The sequence below is a fragment of the Streptomyces sp. NPDC059008 genome, assembly GCF_042749045.1.
Taxonomy (GTDB): Bacteria; Actinomycetota; Actinomycetes; order Streptomycetales; family Streptomycetaceae; genus Streptomyces.
Map to the genome: position 1 here is coordinate 1 of NZ_JBHYJC010000017.1, position 20,294 is coordinate 20,294.

The following is a 20,294-nucleotide window of genomic DNA, read 5'->3' on the forward strand; positions in this document are numbered from 1 at the left end:
TGGCCCCCTGTTGGAGCGGGGTCGGCCGTTCGGCTTTCGCTTTCCGGCTTTTCCGACTCTATCAGATCCGTTTCGTTCCGTTGCCGGTCCGAATTCATTTCCGATTCCCCGTCGGAGGGGGTTGCCTTTTGGCTTATTCCGACTTTATCAGAAGTGCTGTGGTCGAATTAAATCGACCGGGGCTTCCGGTAAGTGGTCGGTTGCGCCTCGCCGAATTGAAATTCCGGCCGAAGCGGAGAAGAGACTAACCGTCGCGGATGAACTTGTCCAGTTCGTTGCAACCGTTCGAATCTACCTCCCCCTGCTACCCGTGTCAACGGGTTTCTGGGGCGGAGAGGAGATTAGCAGGTCAGCGGGGCTCGACGCACATCAGGCGGCGGTCGGGAGGGTGGCGTCGCGGTCGGTGGCGTCGACGTCGCCGGTCACCCCGGCTCGTACGGCGCGGCCGCCCAGCACGTAGACGTACAGGAGGAATGCCAGCTCAACGGCGGCGCCGATGCCGATGCGGGCCCAGGTGGGCAGGCCGGAAGGGGTGATGAAGCCTTCGAGGGCGCCGGATATGAAGAGGACCGCGGCGAGGCCTATGGCGACGCCGAGGGCGGCGCGGCCCTCCTCCGCCAGGGCCGTACGACGGGTGCGCGGGCCGGGGTCGATGACGGTCCAGCCCAGGCGGAGGCCGATGCCGGCGGCGATGAAGACGGCGGTCAGTTCGAGGAGGCCGTGCGGAAGGATCAGGCCGAGGAAGGTGTCGAGGCGGCCGGCCGAGGACATCAGACCGATGCCGACGCCCAGGTTGAGCATGTTCTGGAGAAGGATCCACAGGACGGGGAGGCCGAGGAAGGCGCCGAGGACCAGGCACAGGGCTACGGCCTGGGCGTTGTTCGTCCATACCTGGGCGGCGAAGGATGCGGCGGGGTGGCTGGAGTAGTACGTCTCGTACTGGCCACCGGGGCGGGTCATGGCGCGGAGTTCCTCCGGGGCGCCGATGGCCGCCTGGACCTCGGGGTGGGCGGCTATCCACCAGCCGATGAGGGCGGCGACGACGGTGGAGAGGATCGCGGTAGGGATCCACCAGTGCCGCAGGCGGTAGACCGCGGCGGGGAAGACGGTGGTGAAGAAGCGGGCGGCATCGCGCCAGGAGGCCTTGCGGGCGCCGGTGACCGTGCTGCGGGCGCGGGCCACGAGCGAGGTGAGGCGGCTGGTCAGCGCGGGGTCGGGGGCGCTGGACAGGAGGAGGGAGAGGTGGGTGGTGGTGCGCTGGTAGAGGACCACCAGTTCGTCGGCCTCGGCGCCTGTGAGGCGGCGTTTGCGGTGCAGGAGTGCTTCGAGGCGGTCCCATTCGGCTCGGTGTGCCGTGATGAAGACATCGAGGTCCATAGGGGGTCGCTCCTCGCAGCGGCGTGGGTGGGTGCCGGGTCAGCTTGGCAGACTGGCCGTGTCCGGCTGCGGGGTGGGCGGAATTTCGGGGATCGAGAAGGAAGTGGGGCAGGGCGTGAGTGAGCTCGTAACGGGTGAAGCGGTGGTGCTGGGGCTGCGGCCGGCCAGGCTGCCGAGCCGAGGGCTGGCGGTGGCGGTGGATGTGGCGATGGCCTGGAGCATCTACATCGCGGTGTCGATGCTGCTGGTGAGCGCGACGTCGTCGATGGACAGCGCGGCGATGGCGGCGGTGTCGGTGGCGACGTTCGTGCTGGTGCAGGTCGGGATACCGATCGCGGTCGAGACGCTGAGCCATGGCCGTTCGCTGGGGAAGGTCATGTGCGGACTGCGGGTGGTGCGGGCGGACGGCGGGCCGATCCGGTTCCGGCATGCGCTGGTGCGGGGCGCCCTGGGGGCCATCGAGATCGTGCTGACGCTGGGGGTGGTGGCGGCCATCGCCTCGTTGGTCTCGGCGCGGGGGCGTCGGATGGGGGATGTGTTCGCCGGGACGTTGGTGATCCGGGAGCGGATGCCCGCGGCGCAGGTGGGGAGTGCGCTGCCGCCTCCGCCGCCCTGGCTGGCGGCGGAGCTCGGGGCGCTGGATCTGTCGCGGGTGCCCGATGGGTGGTGGCTGACCGTGCGGCAGTACCTGACGCGGATGGGGCAGCTGGATCCGCAGGTCGGTGCGGCGATGGCGGGGCGGCTGGCGGAGGACCTGCGGGGGTTCACCGGGGTGCCGGGACCGGCGGGGATGCACCCGGCGGTGTATCTGGGAGCGGTGATCGCGGAGCGGCAGGCGCGGGAGGCGCGGCGGACGTTCGGGGTGGCGGCGGGCGCCGGCGTGGCCGCTCCCGGGAACGGGGGTGCGGGGGCCTGGACCGGCGCGCCGTCGATGACCGGTGCGTCGGCGGGGGTTGCCGAGGAGACGGGGGCGTCCGCACCTGTGGTGGCCGCGAGCGGGGGCACGGCGTCGGTGGCGGGTGGGGCTTGGGCGTTGCCCGGTGGAGGTGGCGCCGGGGCAGTCGGAGCCGGGGGGACGGTGCCGGCCGCGGGTGGCGCGGGGGTTGCGGGACCGCCGGTCGGCGAGGGCGGCGGTGGCGCGGGGAGGGGCGACGCGGGTGGGCGGCCGCCGCGTACGGGGTTTGCTCCGCCGGTGTGAGGTCGGCGGACGTGGCGGACGTGGCGTGGCATCGGGCGGCTGCCGGTTGCGGGCGGTGGTGCGGCGCGGGGCCGGGACGGTCAGGTGAACGTCGACGGCGGCGATTCGAGGGATTCGAGTTCGATGCCGGGCGCCGACAGGACTACGTCGCCGGTGATGTGGACGGTGTGCTGCTCGCCGGTTTCGAGGTCGTTGACCTGGTATTCGTCGGCGATGAGGGGGGCGTTGTCGGTGGCGTGTGGTGTGCTGGCGAGCAGGGCCCAGGACTGGTCGAGGGTGCGGGGGGCGAGGACGGGGGGTGTGAAGGCGACGAGGCGGGTGCGGATGGCGCCGCCGCCGAGGGTGGGGCGCAGCAGCCGGGCGGTGGCGATGAGGAACGCGGGGGACGCGCCGGTGAAGGCGTGGGCGGGGACGTTGCCTTCGGTGGCGTGTTCGCCGGTCGGGTCGGTGCGTACCCAGGTGACGCCGTCCAGGGCGGCGCCGCGGACCTGCCAGGCGGAGGCGTGGAGCTCCAGGCGGATGGGGCGGCCGAGGTCGTCGAGGGTGAGGTCGACGGAGCCGACGTGGTCGCCGGAGGGGTTGATGATCTGCGAGACGTAGCGCCAGCCGGAGGGGCCGGTGGCGCAGTGGAAGTGCTCTTCACCGAGGGGGGTGTGATCGTGCGGGTCGTGGAGGGAGTAGTGGCCGCGGGGCATGGGGGTGCAGTCCTTCGAGCGGCGGCCGGCGGTGGGGGTGGCCGGCAGGTGAGGGAACGGGTGGATTCGGGGTTCTTACGGGCCAGGCCCCCGCCGTGAGTGGCGAGGGCCTGGGTTACCGATTGCTGTGGGAGTGCGCCGGGCGATCAGGGGTGCTGATCAGCCGTGAGCACGCCCGGGCTCAGTAGCGGTAGTGGTCGGGCTTGTACGGGCCCTCGACCTGGACACCGATGTAGGCGGCCTGCTCCGGACGGAGCTCGGTCAGCTTGACGCCCAGGGCGTCGAGGTGGAGACGGGCGACCTTCTCGTCGAGGTGCTTGGGGAGCACGTAGACGTCGGTCGGGTACTCCTCCGGCTTGGTGAACAGCTCGATCTGGGCCAGCGTCTGGTCCGCGAAGGAGTTGGACATCACGAAGGACGGGTGTCCGGTGGCGTTGCCCAGGTTCAGCAGACGGCCCTCGGACAGGACGATCAGGACCTTGCCGTCCGGGTGGGTCCAGGTGTGGACCTGGGGCTTGACCTCGTCCTTGACGATGCCGGGGAGCTTGGCGAGGCCGGCCATGTCGATCTCGTTGTCGAAGTGGCCGATGTTGCCGACGATCGCCTGGTGCTTCATCCGCGCCATGTCGGAGGCAAGGATGATGTCCTTGTTGCCGGTGGTGGTGATGAAGATGTCGGCGGTCTCGAGGACGTCGTCCAGGGTGGTGACCTGGTAGCCGTCCATCGCGGCCTGCAGGGCGCAGATCGGGTCGATCTCGGTGACGATGACGCGGGCGCCCTGGCCGCGCAGGGACTCCGCGCAGCCCTTGCCGACGTCGCCGTAGCCGCAGACAACGGCGGTCTTGCCGCCGATGAGGACGTCGGTGGCGCGGTTGATGCCGTCGATGAGGGAGTGCCGGCAGCCGTACTTGTTGTCGAACTTCGACTTGGTGACGGCGTCGTTCACGTTGATCGCCGGGAAGAGGAGGTCGCCGTCGCGGTGCATCTCGTAGAGACGGTGCACGCCGGTGGTGGTCTCCTCGGTGACACCGCGGATCTCGGAGGCCAGGTTCGTCCACTTCTGCGGGGCCTCGGCGAGGGTGCGGGTGAGCAGCTCCAGGATGGCGCGGTGCTCGTCGCTCTCGGCGGTCTCGACGGCGGGGACCTTGCCGGCCTTCTCGTACTCGACGCCCTTGTGGACCAGGAGGGTGGCGTCGCCGCCGTCGTCGAGGATCATGTTCGGGCCGCCGGTGGGCGAGTTCGGCCAGGTCAGCGCCTGCTCCGTGCACCACCAGTACTCGTCGAGGGTCTCGCCCTTCCAGGCGAAGACCGGGATGCCCTTGGGGCTGTCCGGCGTGCCGTCGGGGCCGACCGCGATGGCGGCCGCGGCGTGGTCCTGGGTGGAGAAGATGTTGCAGGACGCCCAGCGGACCTCGGCGCCGAGGGCGGCCAGGGTCTCGATCAGGACGGCGGTCTGCACGGTCATGTGCAGGGAGCCGGTGATGCGGGCGCCGGCCAGCGGCTGGGCGGCGGCGTACTCCTTGCGGATCGCCATCAGGCCGGGCATCTCGTGCTCGGCGAGGGTGATCTCCTTGCGGCCGAAGGCGGCGAGGGAAAGGTCGGCGACCTTGAAGTCCTGGCCGGTGGCTGCTGTCGTCATGCGGGCTGCTCCTCGAGCGTCGAGGTGGATGGGCTGGCAGTCTGCGGCGCGGGCCGGGGCCCAGCTTGAGCTGGGGGAAGAGCGTACGCGGAAGCGGACACACCTCTCCCCTGGCCGCAGCGCAGTCCGTCGGAGGCCCTCTCTCCCTCGGCCGGTCCGCGGGGCGGGCCGACCGACCGCCATCAGCAGCGACGTCTGGCACTGGTCACGAATCTACACCGATCGGCCCAGTGAACCCCAGCCCGGATGGGCCGATTCAGTGCGGTCCCGGCCACGGAGGGGCGCCGGGACGGGCGCGTGGCGGCCGGAGTGGGAGGCGGCGGCGGGCGGGTCCGGGTGGCCGCAGGCCGGGTTGTCAGGGGGGTTTGCCCCGGCCGGGACGTCATGCAGGATGCCTGGAGCGCGCGAACACCGGAACGCCTGTACGACGGCGCGCATGTGCGTAAGGAGACCCACGTGACGACCAGTCCAGCCGAGGCGCCCCAGGGTGCGGGGCGGGGCGGGCAGGGGCTGAAGCTGCTCGCAGTGACCGCCTGCCCGACCGGCATCGCCCACACGTATATGGCCGCGGAGAAGCTGACCCGGGCCGCCGAGTCGCTCGGCCACGAGATCAAGGTGGAGACGCAGGGTTCCATCGGGGCTGAGAACGTACTGTCTGACAACGATGTCAGGGATGCCGACGGGATCATCATCGCCGCGGACAAGGACGTCGACCGGAGCCGGTTCGTCGGCAAGAGGGTGCTGGCGGTCGGGGTGGCCGAGGGCATTCACCACCCCGAGCGGCTGATCGAGCGGGTGCGCAGCGCGCCGGTCCACGGGGGCGAGGGGGCCGGCGGGTCCGGGACGGCCGCGGCACCGGGGGGCGGCAAGGAGCGCAGCGTCGCCTACAAGGCGCTGATGAACGGGGTCAGCTACATGATCCCGTTCGTGGTGGTCGGCGGTCTGCTGATCGCGATCTCGCTCGCGCTGGGCGGGCATCCGCAGGCCGACGGCGGACTGGTGATCCCGGACGGCTCGTTCTGGAAGCACGTCAACGACGTGGGTGTCATCGGCTTCACGCTGATGGTGCCGATCCTGTCCGGCTATATCGCCTATGCGATCGGCGACCGGCCAGCGCTGGTGCCGGGCATGATCGGCGGCTGGATCGCCAATACGGGTGCGCTGTACGACTCCAAGGCGGGCGCGGGGTTCATCGGCGCGATCGTCACCGGCTTCCTGGCCGGCTATCTGGTGCAGTGGATCAAGAAGGTCAAGGTCCCCGGGTTCGTCCAGCCGATCATGCCGATCATCGTGATCCCGATCGTGGCGACCACGACGCTCGGGCTGTTCTTCGTCTACGTCATCGGCAGGCCCGTCTCCTGGGTGTTCACGCACCTCACCGGCTGGCTGGGCGGGATGACCGGGTCGAGCGCGATCCTGCTCGGCGCGATCCTCGGGCTGATGATCGCGTTCGACATGGGCGGTCCGGTCAACAAGACCGCGTTCCTGTTCGGCGCGGGGCTGATCGCGTCCGGCAACCAGACCGTGATGGGCATGTGTGCCGCGGCGATCCCGGTCATGCCTCTGGGTCAGGGGCTGGCCACGCTGATCCGCCGGCGCCTGTACTCCGAGCAGGAGCGGGAGACGGGCATGGCGGCGCTGTTCATGGGGATGTTCGGGATCTCCGAGGGCGCGATCCCGTTCGCCGCGGCGCGACCCGCGCAGGTCATTCCGGCGAACATGCTCGGTGGCGCGGTGGCCGGCGCGGTCGCGGGGATGGCCGGGGTGACGGACGCGGTGCCGCACGGCGGGCCGATCGTGGCGGTGCTGGGTGCGGTCGGCGGGGTGCCGACGTTCTTCCTCGCCGTGGTGATCGGGACCGTGGTGACCGCGCTGACGACGGTGGCGCTGGTCGATGTCGCGGAGCGGAGGAAGGGCGGGGCGGCCCAGGCAGGTGCCGCGGTGGCTGCCGCTCCGGTGGTGCAGCCGGTGGTTGCGGGGGTCGGGGCCGGGGTGGGGACCGGGGCCGGTATCGGCGTGGCAGCGGAGTCCGGTGCGGCCGTGAGTGCGGGGTCTTCTACGGCGGTGGCGGTGGAGTCCCGTAAGGGCGAGGCGTCGGTGCCGGCCGGTGAGCGGGCGGGCGGCCACGGTACGGGCGGCGCGGGCGAGGGCGCCGGGGGCGCGGGCGAGGGCACCGGGGGCGACGCCGACGGCGGCGCGGCCGGCGCGGAGGTCCTGTCCGGCTATCTGACCGAGCGGACCGTCAAGCGGCAGCTCGTAGCCGGCGAGAAGGAAGCCGCGATCCGCGAGATGGCCGAGCTGGCGGCCGGCACCGGCAGGGTGGCGGACGTGGACGAGCTGGTCCGGGTGGCGCTGGCGCGGGAGGCGCAGGGCACCACCGGGCTGGGTGAGGAGATCGCCATCCCGCACGCCAAGACGGACGCGGTGACCGCTCCGGTCGTCGGCTTCGCGCGGTCGGCGGACGGTATCGACTGGGGTTCGCTGGACGGGACGCCCGCCAAGCTGGTCTTCATGATCGCGGTGCCTCAGGAGGCGGCCGGGGATGAGCATCTGCGCATCCTGGCGCTGCTGTCGCGGAAGCTGATGGACGGCGGCTTCCGGGCCCGGTTGCAGGGTGCGGAGGACGAGGCGGCGATTCTGGGGGTTCTGGGGGAGATCCACTAGGGCGGGGGCGAACGGATCCCGTAGGGGAGGCGAGCGCCCCCTGCGGGCCAGAACGTGGTGGGCCTGGGGCGGTATTCCTGGGCTCGCCACGTGATCGGCAGACGCGGTCGACGGGCGTGGAGCCGTCCGCGGCGAAGCGCAGCCCCACGCGGCGAAGGCTCACGGCCGAGCACCGGCCGGCACGACGCAGACCGTACGCCGCAGGCCCCCGCGCTCCTGGGGAGTGCGGGGGCCTGCGGCGTGGCCTGTGGTCGGGCCGGGGGTGTGGTGCTCAGTCGTCGGCAGGGGTCTTCGCCGGGGCGGCGGAGGTTGCGGTGGCCGCGGTCTCGTCGTAGATGTCCGGTTCCAGGTAGATGACCCGGGCGATCGGGACGGCCTCGCGGATGCGGGCCTCGGCGGCGTCGATGGCCTGGGCGACCTGGGCGGCGGTGTCGTCGTTGCGTACCGCGATCTTGGCGGCGACCAGCAGTTCCTCGGGGCCGAGGTGGAGCGTGCGCATGTGGATGACGCGGGTGACGACCTCGCCGTCGACGACGGCCTCGCGGATCTTGGCGACCTGCTCGGGGCCGGCCGCCTCGCCGAGCAGCAGCGACTTGGTCTCGGCGGCCAGGATCAGGGCGATCAGCACCAGCAGCGCGCCGATGCACATGGTGCCGATGCCGTCCCAGACGCCGTTGCCGGTGGCCAGGGTGAGGCCGACGCCGCCCAGCGCGAGGACCAGGCCGACCAGTGCGCCGAAGTCCTCCAGCAGAACGACCGGCAGTTCGGGGGCCTTGGCGCGGCGGACGAACTGGGCCCAGGTCTGCTTGCCGCGCAGCTCGTTGGACTCCTTGATGGCCGTGCGGAAGGAGAAGCCCTCGGCGATGATCGCGAAGACCAGGACGCCGACCGGCCAGAACCAGTTGTCCAGCTCGTGCGGGTCGTGGATCTTCTCGTAGCCCTCGTAGAGGGCGAAGACGCCGCCGATGGTGAACAGGACGATGGAGACCAGGAAGCCGTAGATGTAGCGCTCGCGGCCGTAGCCGAAGGGGTGCTCGGCGGTCGCCGCGCGCTTGGCCTTCTTGCCGCCGAGCAGCAGCAGGCCCTGGTTGCCGGAGTCCGCGACGGAGTGCACGCCTTCGGCCAGCATCGAGGACGAGCCGCTGAAGGCGAAGGCCACGAACTTCGCTGCGGCGATCGCCAGGTTGGCGCCCAGCGCCGCAACGATCGCCTTTGTCCCGCCTGATGCGCTCATAGGTGCCGCATGTCCCTTCCGTCGACGGGGCTCGCCGCTTTACCGCCCCTTTAATTACCGTGCGGCGGTCATTGTTGCAGCCCGACGGCGGGCGGCCGCCACGAGGCCACCTGCCGGACGGATCGTGCTGCTCGCCGCTCCCTTCCCGGGCCTCTGCGCGGCTACGCCCCTAGGCCACGACCGTCGCGCGGAAGAGGGTGCCCTCCCCGGAGAGGGTGAGCCGCTCGTCGGCCGGTACGAACGCGGACTCGCCGGGTGCCAGGGCCAGCTCGGCCCCGGTGCCCCCGCTGTCCCCGGCGGCGCCGTGCAGGTGGACCGTGCCCGCCGTGCAGAGCAGGATCTGCGGCGTACGGGAGTGCAGCGGGCGCGGTGCGGCGCCGGGGGCCAGGACGAAGCGGGAGAGCCGGAACTCGTCGACGGGGGTCTCGTAGATCTCCTCCCCGTCGACCGCCTCGGGGCGCAGTACGCCGGGGTCGCCGGCCTCGAAGCGGACCACCCGCAGCAGTTCGGGTACGTCGACGTGCTTGGGGGTCAGACCGCAGCGCAGCACGTTGTCGGAGTTGGCCATCAGCTCGACGCCCAGGCCGCTGAGGTAGGCGTGCGGGATGCCGGCGCCGAGGAACAGCGCCTCGCCGGGCTGGAGCCGGACGTGGTGGAGCAGCATGGCGGCGAGGACGCCGGGGTCGCCGGGGAAGTGGTGGGCGAGGCCGGCGTAGGCGGCGTAGGCGTCGGCGTGCTCGCCGCCCTTGGCGGCGCGCTGTTCGGCGGCGAGGGCGGCGCGCTCGACGGTCCGGGCGATCGCGTGGTGCTCGGCGCTCAGGACGGCGGTGAGGACCTCGCGCAGCGCGTCCTCCTCCGGGCTGGCGCGCAGGATGTCGACATAGGGCTTGAGGTCGTCGACGTCCAGGGCTTCGAGGAGGTCGGCGGTCTGGGCGGGGTGGCGGAAGCCGCACAGGCCGTCGAAGGGGGTGAGTGCGCAGATCAGCTCGGGCTTGTGGTTGGCGTCCTTGTAGTTGCGGTGGCCGGCGCCGATCGGGACGCCGCGCCGCTCCTCGTCGGCGAAGCCCTCCTCGGCCTGGGCCAGGTCGGGGTGGACCTGGAGGGAGAGCGGCGCGCCGGCCGCGAGGACCTTGAGCAGGAAGGGCAGCCGGGGGCCGAAGGCGCGGACGGCGTCGGGGCCCAGTTCGGCCTCGGGGGCGGCGTCGATCACCTCGGCCAGCGAGACGGGGCCCGCGCCGCGGTCGATGCGGGAGGGGGCGCCGGGGTGGGCGCCCATCCACAGCTCGGCCTGGGGTTCGCCGGTCGGCGCGGTGCCGAGGAGCTCCGGTATGGCGGTGGTGGAGCCCCAGGCGTAGGGGCGCACGGTGTTGGCGAGGCGGTCCATGGGGTTGTTGCTTCCTTACGGGTCGTACGTGACCGGATGGGTCGTACGGGGTGGACGGGGTGTTCGGCCGCGGTGGCTGCGCGGCCGGCCGTCAAAGGTCACTCGGTGCCGGCGAGCGCCAGGTAAACGGCACCGAAATCTGCGATGGCGAGGAGTTCCGCGGCCTTCTCCAGATCGCTGCCGGTGTCGGGTTGCAGCTCGCTGACGGCGGTGTCGCGCTCCTCGGCGAGGGAGTGCGCGGCGCGGGTGGCGGAGAGCGGTCCGGGCTCTTCCTCGCGCAGCAGTACGACCCTGGCGTGCATCGCCGCGGGCTGCTCGACCCGGTCGCGGAAGAAGTCGTCGGGGTCGGCGCCGGCGGCCAGCGCGCCGGCCAGCAGGGTGCGGTGGGTGGTGAGCGCCTCGGGGAGTTCGGCGGCGAGGGCGGGGCGGCCGGCGAGTCCGGCGAGTTCGGTGGCGAAGTGCCGGCCGACGGCGCCGGCGATGGTGCCCTCGGTCCAGATCAGCGGGAGCGCGTCGGCGAGGTCGGCGGCCAGCGCCTTGGCGGGGTTGGTGTAGGTCGGGATGGCCGGGCCGCAGCGTTCGGCGATCTGGTCGAGGCGGTCGGCGAGTTTGCCCAGGGCGTCCGGTGGGGCGCTGAGCAGGCCGATCCGGTCGGCGAGCGCGAGCAGCGGGATCAGCACCGACCAGAGGGTGCCGGGGGCGGCCGGGGGTGCGCCCTCGACGTCGAACTCGGCGTCGTAGGGGGTGGTGGCGAGCGGGACGGCGAGGCCGCAGGCCTGGATGACGGCGTCGTAGAGCGGGCCGCCGGCGGGGGTGACGGCGACGACGGAGCAGCCGCGCCGGTAGGCCTGTTCGACCAGTTCGGCGAGGCCGGGGTCGGCGGCGTCGGGCCCGGCGAGCAGCAGCAGGTCCAGGGGGCCGGCCCAGCCGGGCAGCGTCCAGCGCAGCGCTCCGGGCAGCGGGGCGACGCCGGTGGGCTGGATGAGGCTGACCGGGCTGCTGCCGCCGCTGAGGGCGCGCAGGAGGTCGGCGACGCCGGCGGCGGCCGGGCCGGGGCCGGCGACGAGGACGGCGCGCGGCCGCCCGTCGGGCGACAGTTCCGGGATGCCGGATTCGGCGGCGCCGCGGGCGGCGGTGCGGACCCGGGCGCCGGATTCGGCGACGCCGCGCAGCAGACCGAACCGGTCGGCGCCGGCCAGTGCGTCGGGGGTGTCGAGGAGTGACTCGTCGAGCATGGTGGGCGCGGCCTCCGATCGCCGGTGCGGGCGGGGATGTAAGCCGGGCGGTGCCGGGGCGGGCCCGGCGTGCCCGGTCAGGCGGGGCGGCGGGCTTCGTCGACGAGGAGTACGGGGATGCCGTCCCGGACGGGGTAGGCGAGGCCGCAGTCCCCGGAGGTGCAGATCAGCTCCGCGGGGTCCGCCTCGGTCCGGTCCTCCAGCGGGGCGTGGCACGCCGGGCAGGCGAGGATCTCGATCAAGCTGGCTTCGACCGGCATGGAGGGTGCTCCTTCGGGGTGGGTGCGGCGTGGCCAGCGTACCGCCGGACGGCATGGGCCGGCCTGCCCGGCGGGGATCGGCGGTGGTGGGGGCGGGGGCGTGGGCCGCCCGCCCGCACCACCGGAGCCGGCCTGGTGTCCGGGCTCCGCGGGCTCAGCCGCGGATGATCGCCAGTGCCTCGTCGCGGGCCCGTTCGGCGGTCGCGGTGTCGCGGGCCTCGACGTTCAGGCGGAGCAGCGGTTCGGTGTTCGAGGGCCGTACGTTGAACCACCAGTCGTCGGCGGTGACGGTCAGGCCGTCCAGCTCGTCGAGGGTGACGCCGGGGCGGCCCTCGTAGGCGGCCCTGATCGCGGCGAGGCGGCCGGCCTGGTCGTCGACGGTGCTGTTGATCTCGCCGGAGGCCGCGTAGCGGTCGTACTGGGCGACCAGCTGCGAGAGCCCGCCGTCCTGGCCGCCGAGGGCCGCCAGGACGTGCAGGGCGGCGAGCATGCCGGTGTCGGCGTTCCAGAAGTCGCGGAAGTAGTAGTGCGCGGAGTGCTCGCCGCCGAAGATCGCGCCGGTCTTGGCCATCTCCTCCTTGATGAAGGAGTGCCCGACGCGGGTGCGGACCGGTGTGCCGCCGTTCTCCTTGACGACCTCCGGTACGGACCAGGAGGTGATGCAGTTGTGGATGATCGTCCCGCCCGGGTGCTTGGCCAGCTCGCGGGCGGCGACCAGGGCGGTGATCGCGGACGGGGAGACGGGGTCGCCGTTCTCGTCGACGACGAAGCAGCGGTCCGCGTCGCCGTCGAAGGCCAGGCCGAGGTCGGCGCCGAGCTCGCGGACCCGCGCCTGGAGGTCGACGATGTTCGCGGGGTCCAGCGGGTTGGCTTCGTGGTTGGGGAAGGAGCCGTCCAACTCGAAGTACATGGCGTCGAGTTCGAGGGGCAGTCCCTCGAAGACGGTGGGGACGGTGTGGCCGCCCATGCCGTTGCCCGCGTCCACCACGACCTTCAGCGGGCGGATGGCGGACAGGTCGACGAGGGTGCGCAGATGGGCCGCGTAGTCGCCGAGGACGTCGCGGCGGGTGACGGAGCCGGTGGCGGCGGCCGGCTCGGGGGCGCCCTCGGTGGACCAGCGTTCGACCAGCGCGCGGATCTCGGCGAGGCCGGAGTCCTGGCCGACGGGGGCCGCGCCGGCCCGGCACATCTTGATGCCGTTGTACTGGGCCGGGTTGTGCGAGGCGGTGAACATCGCGCCGGGCAGCCCCAGGGAGCCGCTGGCGAAGTACAGCTCGTCGGTCGAGCACAGGCCGATCTCGGTGACGTCGGCGCCGCGGGCCGCCGCGCCGCGGGCGAAGGCGCCCGACAGGCCGGGCGAGGAGGGCCGCATGTCGTGCCCGGTCACGATCGCGTCCGCGCCGGTGACCTCGACGAAGGCCGCGCCGAACAGCTCCGCGAGCGATTCGTCCCACTGGTCGGGGACCACACCGCGCACGTCGTACGCCTTCACGATCTGCGACAGATCAGTCACAGCCAGCCCTCCTGTGGAGTCTTTGGGGTGGCTCCAACCTACCGGGCGGGCCGGTGCGGGGGTCCGGGGATCCCCTCGCGTCGCGCGGGACGGCCGGATGCGGCCGGGCGCGGCCGGACGGACCTAGGAGTCCGGCGAGCGCAGCACCCGCAGATGGCCGCGGCGGGCGACCTCCATGGGGCGGCCGTCGCGGTCGCCGGGGGGCGGCGAGCCGTCGCCGGCGGCGCGCTCCTGGGGGCGGGCCGCCTCGCGGACGGCGTTAGCCAGGGCTTCGAGGTCGTCGCCGCTGGGGCGGGCCGGGCCGGAGTCGATGGCGAGGCGGACGACCTCCCAGCCACGGGGCGCGGTCAGCCGCTCGGAGTGCTCGGCGCACAGGTCATAGCAGTGCGGTTCGGCGTAGGTGGCGAGCGGTCCGAGCACGGCGGTCGAGTCCGCATAGACGTACGTCAGCGTTGCGACGGCGGGGCGGCCGCACGCAGTGCGCGAACAGCGACGTACAGGGCTCACGACGTTGGACGGTACCGCACTCTTGAGCGGGCCGCGACGACTCTCCCCCGGCTCACCCAACCGTGTCGTCCCGCTTCGTCCGATGCGTCTGACCTGGGCCCGCTCGACCTGGCCTGGGGCGGGCGGGCCGCCGCGGGCGGCACACGGCGAAGAAACCCGTCACCACTCCATGCATTTCCGGCCATTCCGGGCGAGTTCCGCGATCTGTTGCGGGGCCGCAAACGAAAGCGACACGCATCGGTCCGGTCAGTGGACGACGGCAGCTTCCTGCCGCGGATCGCCGCGCTCTGCCGTGCCGTGGGGCCGGTGACGGCTACGCTCGATGCTGATGGACAGCCCCGTACCTCCCCGACCGTCGGAGCCGCGGCTCCGCCGCCGCGACCGCCACGGCCGTGGCATGCGCGGCCCCATCGCGCCACCCCAGGTGCCGCTGTCGGTGACCCGCGCCGACGCCTTCGTGGATCTCGTGTACGACTCCCGGGACCGTCTGGAGCGGCGCTGGCCGCAGCTCTCCCAGGTCGACTTCATGATCTTGGAGGTGCCCGGTTTCGGCCCGGACGACGGGCCGGACGCGGTCGACGGCGAGGAGACCGTGCCGCTGGGGCGGGTGCTGCCCGCGGCGGGCGGACATCGCGACCGGATCGTGATCTACCGCAGGCCGGTGGAGATCCGTACGAAGAGCCGCGACGAGCGCGCGCTGCTGGTCCACGAGGTGGTGGTCGAACAGGTCGCCGAGCTGCTCGGACTGGCTCCGGAGTCGGTGGACCCGCGCTACGGCCAGGAGTAGCTGGTACGTCGTGGATGCCCGGGGCGGAGCCGTTGCCGATTGCGGTTCACGTTGTGGCGAGGGTGGGTTCTTCGGCGGAATGCCGGGGCGGAATGCCGGGCCCGGGCTCAGACCGGGGGGCCTGTCCCGGATCGGCGGGGCAGGCCCCTGGTACGGGCCCGGGTGAGACCGGTCAGTCCGTGAGCACCGTCAGGTCCTGGCCCGCGGTCGGGACGAGGACCGAGCCGCGGTCGTCGGGCATCGGCTGGACGGTGAAGGCGGGCACCCGGCCCTGGGGCCGGGCCAGCATCCGGGCCGCATAGACGGGGCCGCTGCCCGCTTCGGGCTCCACGGTCAGCGCATAGCCGCCCTTGAGTCCCTGCGGGCGGGGCGGGGCGACGTCCAGGGCGGTGCCGCCCTTGACCGTGTACGTCTTGGTGACCGGGGTGCCGCCGCCGCTGCCGGCCGACGCGGTGACCTTCACCTTGGCGTCCTTGCCCTTCTCGGGCGCGACCAGCGACAGGGTGCTGCCCTTGTCGCGGTTGTCGGCGACGGTGGCGCGCTTGTCGACCGGGCGGGTCGCGGGGATGAACGCCATCTCCTGTGCGGCGCCCTTGCCGCGGGTCACCCGCAGGGCGGCCGCCACGGGGGCCTTGGAGCCGCCGTCGGCGGGCGTGAGCACCAGCGAGCCGGCCTCGCCCTTGGTGACGTCCTTGAGGTCCACCGCCGTGGTCATCCCGCTCTTGACGTGCAGGGTCTCCAGACCGGCCGGGGTGATCAGCCCGGTCGGGGTGGCCAGCTGCACCTTGAGGTCGGCGTCGGACTCGCCGGGTGCGACGGCGACCAGCCGGACCGAGGTGGCGTCCTTCGGGATGCCGGGCAGCACCGCGCTCGGCGACGGGTCGGCGGCGGCCGGCAGCCAGTCGCTGCCCAGCTTGCCGTCGCGGGCCTGCACGGCGGCCCCGACCCGGCCCTCGCGGGCCACGACGTGCAGGGAGGCGTTGGTGGTGGGGGTGGTGGTCAGGGTGGAGAGCAGCACCGGGACCGTGGCGTGCGCGGGGACGGAGATGTCCTCGCCGGCGGAGTCGGTCAGCGAGCCGTCCTTGCCGTGCAGTTCGAGGTCGACGACGGCCGGGGTGGCGTCGGGGTTGGTGAGGTGGACGTAGTCCTGGCGGTCGGCGTCGGTGCTGACGCCCGGGAACCAGAAGGTGGTGTCGGGGGTGGTGCAGCTCAGGCCGAGGAGGCCGCGCCCGGTGCCGGCCGCGACGGCGGTGGTCTGCTGGACGGTCCAGCCGGGGGCGAGGGTGCCGTCCGCGGCGCCCACGAGGGCGGGGGCGTCGGCGCGGTCGGTGGTGGTGGTGACCGGCTTTCCGGCCTCCTGGAGGGGGAGGACGGGCTTGGTGTCGCGGGGCGGGACGGTGAGGCTGCCGGAGCCGTCGGCGACCCCGCCCCCCTTGTCGTCCTTCTTGCCCTTCTTGCCCTTGGCGCTGCCGCCGTCGCCGCTGCCGGCGTCCTTGACGGTCGCGGCGGGCACCAGCTGGGCGGTGCCCTTCTTGGTGCCGGCGCCGGCCGCGGCGCCCTTGGGGGCGAAGGCGGTGTAGGTCGTCTCGCCGACCTCGGAGGAGGTCGGGGCGGGGCACAGCAGCGCGGAGCGCTGGACGGGCAGCCGGGTGCCGGTGCCGGCGGTGTCCTCGGGGCCGCCGCCGGGGGCCGCGACGGCGGCGACGCCGGTGACGGCTGCCAGCGCGACGGCCACGCCGGTCAGGGACATCATGGTGCGCTTCACTGCGGGTCGCTCCCGTCACGGCGCGGCTCGGGGTAGGAGCCGGAGTACCCGGGGTACTCGGTGCCGTCGTCGTAGGGCTGCTGCTGGGGCTGCGGCGGTTGGTCGGCGTACTGCGGGCCGCCGTAGCCGTACGGGTCGTAGGCGCCGGCCTGGTAGGGGTCGGCGGCGTACGGTGCGGCCCCGTACGGGTCGGCGGCGGCCTGGCCCTGCTGCGGGTACTGCCGGCCGTAGGGGTCGGCCTGGTAGGGGTCGGCGGCCGCGTAGGGCTGCTGCTCGCCGGCCTGCGCCGGTGGGCCGTCCGGCGGGAGCGGGGCGGGATGCTGGACCGGCTGCCAGTCCTCGTAGGACTGCTGCTGCGGCACCGCCGCATACGGGTCGCCGGTCGGGGCGGCGCCCAGGGCGGGGTCGAACCCCGCCACCGGGTCCGTCGCCTGCTCGCCGGTCCGCGCGGCCGGGACGGTGGGCTGCCCGGCCTGCTCGGGGGCGCCCGCGGCCTCGGCCTGGGCGCGCAGGCGGCGGGCCCGGCGGCCCTCGCCGGCGGCCGCGGCGGCCTGCTCGGCGACGGCGTCCTCGGGGAGGTCGTCGTCGATCTCCCGGCGGCGGCCGGGCAGCGCGAGGACGACCAGGACGACGGCGAGCAGGCCCTGTGCCCACAGCCAGAGGGTGTGGCTGAAGGGGTTGTGGTGGGTGAGGTCGAGCCGGCCGCCGCTGGAGGGGAGCGTGAAGCCCTGCGCCCAGCCGTCGACCGTGACGGGCTTGAGCGGGGTGCCGTCGAGGGTGGCCTGCCAGCCCTCGTCGGCGGTGTCGGCCAGGCGCAGCACCCGCCCGGCGGGCCCGGCGGGGATCTTGGTGTGCGCCTCGACGGGTTCGGACGCCACCGGGACCGGCGCGGCGGCCTCCCCGGCGGCGGTGCCGTCCGCGGCCTGCCCGGACACGATCGAGACCCGCGAGACCCGGCGGTTGACCCGCCACAGGGCGCTGCCGTCCTCCTGGCTGAGCCGGGTCAGGCCCGGGGTGGAGTCCAGTACCCGGCCCATTTCGCGCGGTGCGCCGTCCCTGACCAGGACGTAGCGGACCGCGTAGCCGCCGAGCTGGTTGGTCTGGTCGGCGCCCGAGCCGGCGACGAGGTGGGCGACGATGGTGCCGAGCCGCTCGTCCGCGCCCGCTTGGGCGGCCAGGTCGGCCTCACCGAGCCGGGCGCCGGAGCCGCGGACCAGGGTGTAGTCGACGTGGCCGGGGCGGCCGTCGAGGACCAGGGTGCGGGGCCGGTCGGAGCTGCCGGACTCCTCGGCGACGAAGGCCGGGACCTGCTCGGGGTTGCGGCGCTCCAGCGGGCCGGCCGCGCCGGTGATCATCCAGCTGGCCGCGGCGTAGAGCGGGGCGAGGACGGACGCCAGCGCGATCAGCACGGCGACCGGCTGCTTCCAGCCGAATCCGAGGCTGGCCATGCGGGTGCGGATGCCCTCCGCGCCGATCGCGGCGGCGCACAGCAGCGCCAGGCCGTAGACGAGCATCGCGGGCCCGGTCCAGCCGGAGCCGTTGCCGAGGGCCGCGCACAGCAGCCCGGTCAGCGCCACGGCCCAGGCGACGCGGATCGCCGGCTGGCGTGCGTCGCGCAGCGTGGCGGCGAGCGCGGCCAGCACGATGCCGAAGAGCAGCACTCCGCCCGCGGCCTTGGGGCCGCCGGGGCTGAGGCCGACGAGGTCGAGTACGGAGGCGGAGCCGGTGCCGTAGTCGAGCCCGGCCTCCTGGAAGAAGCGGGAGGGGCTGGTCAGCAGCGACAGCGACCAGGGGGCGAGGACGACGAGCGGGGCGAGCACCACGGCCAGGAAGCGCAGCCCGTAGGCGAGCAGCTGGTCGCGGTTTCCGTCCAGGAAGCGCAGCACCAGCAGGCCGATGCCCAGGAGCACCGCCAGCGGCCAGACGACGGGGGTGAAGGCCGTGGTGAAGGTGATCAGCAGGGCGTACGCCCAGGTGGCGCGCCAGCTGGGCCGGGTGCCGGCCGGAAGGCGCAGTCCGCCGGCGGCGATCGCGGCGCGCGCGATGAGGGGCAGCAGGATGGCGAGCACCGCGGTGCCCAGGCGGCCGCCCGCCAGTGCGCCGGCGGCCGCGGGCAGGAAGGAGTACGCGATGCTGCCCCAGGCCCGCAGCAGCCGGGAGGCGACCAGCGGGCGGGAGGCGAAGTAGGCGGTCAGGCCGGCCAGCGGGACGGAGCAGACCAGCAGCACGGTGAGGGCGAAGCCGGTGGAGCCCAGGAAGACGCTGGAGACCAGGGCGACGATCGCCAGGTAGGGGGGTGCGAAGGCGCTGTCGCCGACCCCGACCGCGTGCCAGCTGTCGAGGTACGCCGACCACAGGTCGGACACGCTGCCGGGCGCGGGCAGCAGCGCGCCGCCGGTCAGGGCGCCGGAGCCGAGCAGTCCGCGGCAGGCGATCAGGGAGACCAGCAGCAGGACGAGGAAGAGCACCGGCCCGGGTTTGCGGGCGATCCGCTTGAGCCGGGCGAACTGCTCGATCTCCAGGAAGTCGGCGTCGTCGCCGCCGGGCCCGGACTCGACGGCGCCGTGCCGGCCGGCCGAGGCCACGTCGGGTGCGGCGCGTCCGGCGAGGTTGCCGGCGACCTGTTCGACGGTGGCCCGTACGGTCGCGCCGGGCGGCGGGAAGAGCGGTCGCAGGTCGCCGGCGTCCACCGCGGGGCGGCCTCTGCGCTTGCGGGCGGCGAGGATCTTGCCGGGGCGCAGCAGGGTGCCGAAGAGTCCGGCGAGTTCGTCCAGCGCCTGGCCGGGGACCTTGCCGACGAGGTAGGCCAGCACCCTCAGGACGGTGCCGATCACCAGCCGCAGCAGGACGTACGGGAGGGTCGCGCCGCGGGTGTTGGTGAGCAGGGTGTAGACGGCGCCGGCCTTGTCGACGCGGTGGGGGTTGGCGACCGAGCGGCCGACGCAGTCGATGGGGCGGCGCTCGCGGGCGGCGGCCTCGGCGTGCCGCAGGATGGCGTCCGGCGCGACGAGGACCTGGTGGCCGGCGGCCTGGGCGCGCCAGCACAGGTCGACGTCGTCGCGCATCAGGGGCAGCCGGCGGTCGAAGCCGCCCAACTCCTCGTAGACGTCGCGGCGGATGAGCATGCCGGCGCTGGAGACGGAGAGCACGGGCCGTACCTGGTCGTGCTGGCCCTGGTCCTGTTCGCGGCGGTCCAGGCCGGTCCAACGGCGTCCGCTGCGGGCGATGCTGACCCCGGCTTCGAGCAACTGGCGGCGGTCGTACCAGCTGCGCAGCTTGGGGCCGACGATGACGGTCGAGGGGCTGGCGTCGGCGACCCGCAGCAGCTCGGCGAGGGCGTCCGGCTCCGGTGCGCAGTCGTCGTGCAGCAGCCACAGCCACTGGACCGGTTCGCCGTGCGGCAACTCCGGCATGTCGTAGGCCTCGTCGCGCCAGGTGCGGCTGACCGGGTCCCAGCCGCTGGGGCGGCGCAGGTAGGGCAGGTCGTCGGGGGTGAGCACGGGGGCGGTGCGGACGGCCTCGTCGACGGCGGTGCCGAATCCGGAGCGGCGGGCGAGGTGCAGCACCCGTTGGTCGCCGATCGCCTCGGCGAGCAGTTGGGCGGAGTTGTCCGCGCTGCCGGTGTCGGCACCGATGACGTTCTGCACCGGGCGCTCCTGGCCGAGCAGGCCGGTGAGCGCGTCGGGCAGCCAGCGGGCACCGTCGTGGGAGACGATCACGGCGGTGACCACGTGCCGTGGGAACTCTGGGGTGGCGGCTGCGTGTGAGGCGGCCTGGGCCGCCGACTGGCTGTGCAAGGACATCGAGGTACGGGCCCTCCGGACCCGGGAGTTCGAAGGCCCGCGGCGAAGTCGCTCAAGGCCCCCGCCCCCGGAAGACACTGCGACGGACTACGAGGCGACGCGCGGGCCCGGCGGGGCGGCGGCGCATCTCGGACGGGGCCCCACACTAATGGTTCGTGCCGCCGCCCCGGCCGGATCCCCGCACAGCAGTCCGCCTCCGGCGGCCGGGGCGCTGGAGGCGGAGTGTTCGCTAT

General features: G+C 73.6%; 14 protein-coding genes. 3 read left to right on the plus strand and 11 right to left on the minus strand.

Features of this window, described 5'->3' with window-relative positions:
• Positions 1-369: 369 nt before the first annotated feature.
• Entirely contained in the window at positions 370-1,377 is a 1,008-nt protein-coding gene (locus ACFWZH_RS20865) for a stage II sporulation protein M (protein ID WP_384433019.1), read from the minus strand.
• A 115-nt stretch (positions 1,378-1,492) separates the two neighbouring features.
• On the opposite strand from ACFWZH_RS20865, the gene ACFWZH_RS20870 reads away from it, so the two are divergent.
• The gene (locus ACFWZH_RS20870) at positions 1,493-2,575 is read left to right on the plus strand and encodes an RDD family protein (RefSeq protein ID WP_384433022.1); all 1,083 of its coding nucleotides are present in this window, start codon (positions 1,493-1,495) and stop codon (positions 2,573-2,575) included.
• A gap of 80 nt (positions 2,576-2,655) precedes the next feature.
• On the opposite strand, the gene ACFWZH_RS20875 is transcribed toward ACFWZH_RS20870, so the two are convergent.
• Both ACFWZH_RS20875 and ahcY read right to left on the minus strand, forming a co-directional pair.
• Complete coding sequence (locus ACFWZH_RS20875) at positions 2,656-3,270, minus strand: hypothetical protein (protein ID WP_384433025.1); 615 nt, start codon at positions 3,268-3,270, stop codon at positions 2,656-2,658.
• Positions 3,271-3,451: 181 nt separating this feature from the next.
• On the minus strand, positions 3,452-4,909 hold the full coding sequence (gene ahcY / locus ACFWZH_RS20880; RefSeq protein ID WP_384433028.1) for an adenosylhomocysteinase: 1,458 nt from the start codon (positions 4,907-4,909) through the stop codon (positions 3,452-3,454).
• 525 nt (positions 4,910-5,434) lie between these two features.
• Between ahcY and ACFWZH_RS20885 the strand changes: the two genes are divergently transcribed.
• Positions 5,435-7,573 carry a fructose-specific PTS transporter subunit EIIC gene (locus tag ACFWZH_RS20885; RefSeq protein WP_384433432.1) on the plus strand — a complete coding sequence of 713 codons (2,139 nt, stop codon included), beginning with the start codon at positions 5,435-5,437 and terminating at the stop codon, positions 7,571-7,573.
• A gap of 271 nt (positions 7,574-7,844) precedes the next feature.
• On the opposite strand, the gene ACFWZH_RS20890 is transcribed toward ACFWZH_RS20885, so the two are convergent.
• The 6 genes from ACFWZH_RS20890 to ACFWZH_RS20915 all read right to left on the minus strand — a co-directional run bounded on the left by ACFWZH_RS20890 (position 7,845) and on the right by ACFWZH_RS20915 (position 13,766).
• The gene (locus ACFWZH_RS20890; protein WP_384433030.1) at positions 7,845-8,807 is read right to left on the minus strand and encodes a cation diffusion facilitator family transporter; all 963 of its coding nucleotides are present in this window, start codon (positions 8,805-8,807) and stop codon (positions 7,845-7,847) included.
• A gap of 169 nt (positions 8,808-8,976) precedes the next feature.
• Positions 8,977-10,191, minus strand: coding sequence for a mannose-6-phosphate isomerase, class I (gene manA / locus ACFWZH_RS20895; RefSeq protein WP_384433033.1), 1,215 nt, complete (start codon positions 10,189-10,191; stop codon positions 8,977-8,979).
• A 98-nt stretch (positions 10,192-10,289) separates the two neighbouring features.
• Complete coding sequence (locus tag ACFWZH_RS20900) at positions 10,290-11,426, minus strand: SIS domain-containing protein (protein ID WP_384433036.1); 1,137 nt, start codon at positions 11,424-11,426, stop codon at positions 10,290-10,292.
• Positions 11,427-11,503: 77 nt separating this feature from the next.
• Positions 11,504-11,686: a Trm112 family protein gene (locus tag ACFWZH_RS20905; protein ID WP_384433038.1), complete on the minus strand. Its 183-nt coding sequence runs from the start codon at positions 11,684-11,686 to the stop codon at positions 11,504-11,506.
• A gap of 154 nt (positions 11,687-11,840) precedes the next feature.
• Entirely contained in the window at positions 11,841-13,199 is a 1,359-nt protein-coding gene (locus ACFWZH_RS20910) for a phosphomannomutase/phosphoglucomutase (protein WP_384433041.1), read from the minus strand.
• Positions 13,200-13,322: 123 nt separating this feature from the next.
• Positions 13,323-13,766: a DUF3499 domain-containing protein gene (locus ACFWZH_RS20915; protein WP_384433044.1), complete on the minus strand. Its 444-nt coding sequence runs from the start codon at positions 13,764-13,766 to the stop codon at positions 13,323-13,325.
• Between the two features lie 268 nt (positions 13,767-14,034).
• Between ACFWZH_RS20915 and ACFWZH_RS20920 the strand changes: the two genes are divergently transcribed.
• Entirely contained in the window at positions 14,035-14,493 is a 459-nt protein-coding gene (locus tag ACFWZH_RS20920; protein WP_384433047.1) for a metallopeptidase family protein, read from the plus strand.
• Between the two features lie 172 nt (positions 14,494-14,665).
• Here ACFWZH_RS20920 and ACFWZH_RS20925 read toward each other — a convergent pair whose 3' ends face one another.
• Together ACFWZH_RS20925 and ACFWZH_RS20930 are read right to left on the minus strand one after the other, a co-directional pair.
• A complete protein-coding gene (locus ACFWZH_RS20925) occupies positions 14,666-16,258 on the minus strand; it encodes a DUF5719 family protein (RefSeq protein ID WP_384433050.1) in 1,593 nt (530 codons plus the stop codon).
• The gene (locus tag ACFWZH_RS20930) at positions 16,255-20,061 is read right to left on the minus strand and encodes a glycosyltransferase family 2 protein (RefSeq protein WP_384433053.1); all 3,807 of its coding nucleotides are present in this window, start codon (positions 20,059-20,061) and stop codon (positions 16,255-16,257) included. The genes ACFWZH_RS20925 and ACFWZH_RS20930 overlap by 4 nt, the downstream gene beginning before the upstream one ends.
• Positions 20,062-20,294: the final 233 nt, after the last annotated feature.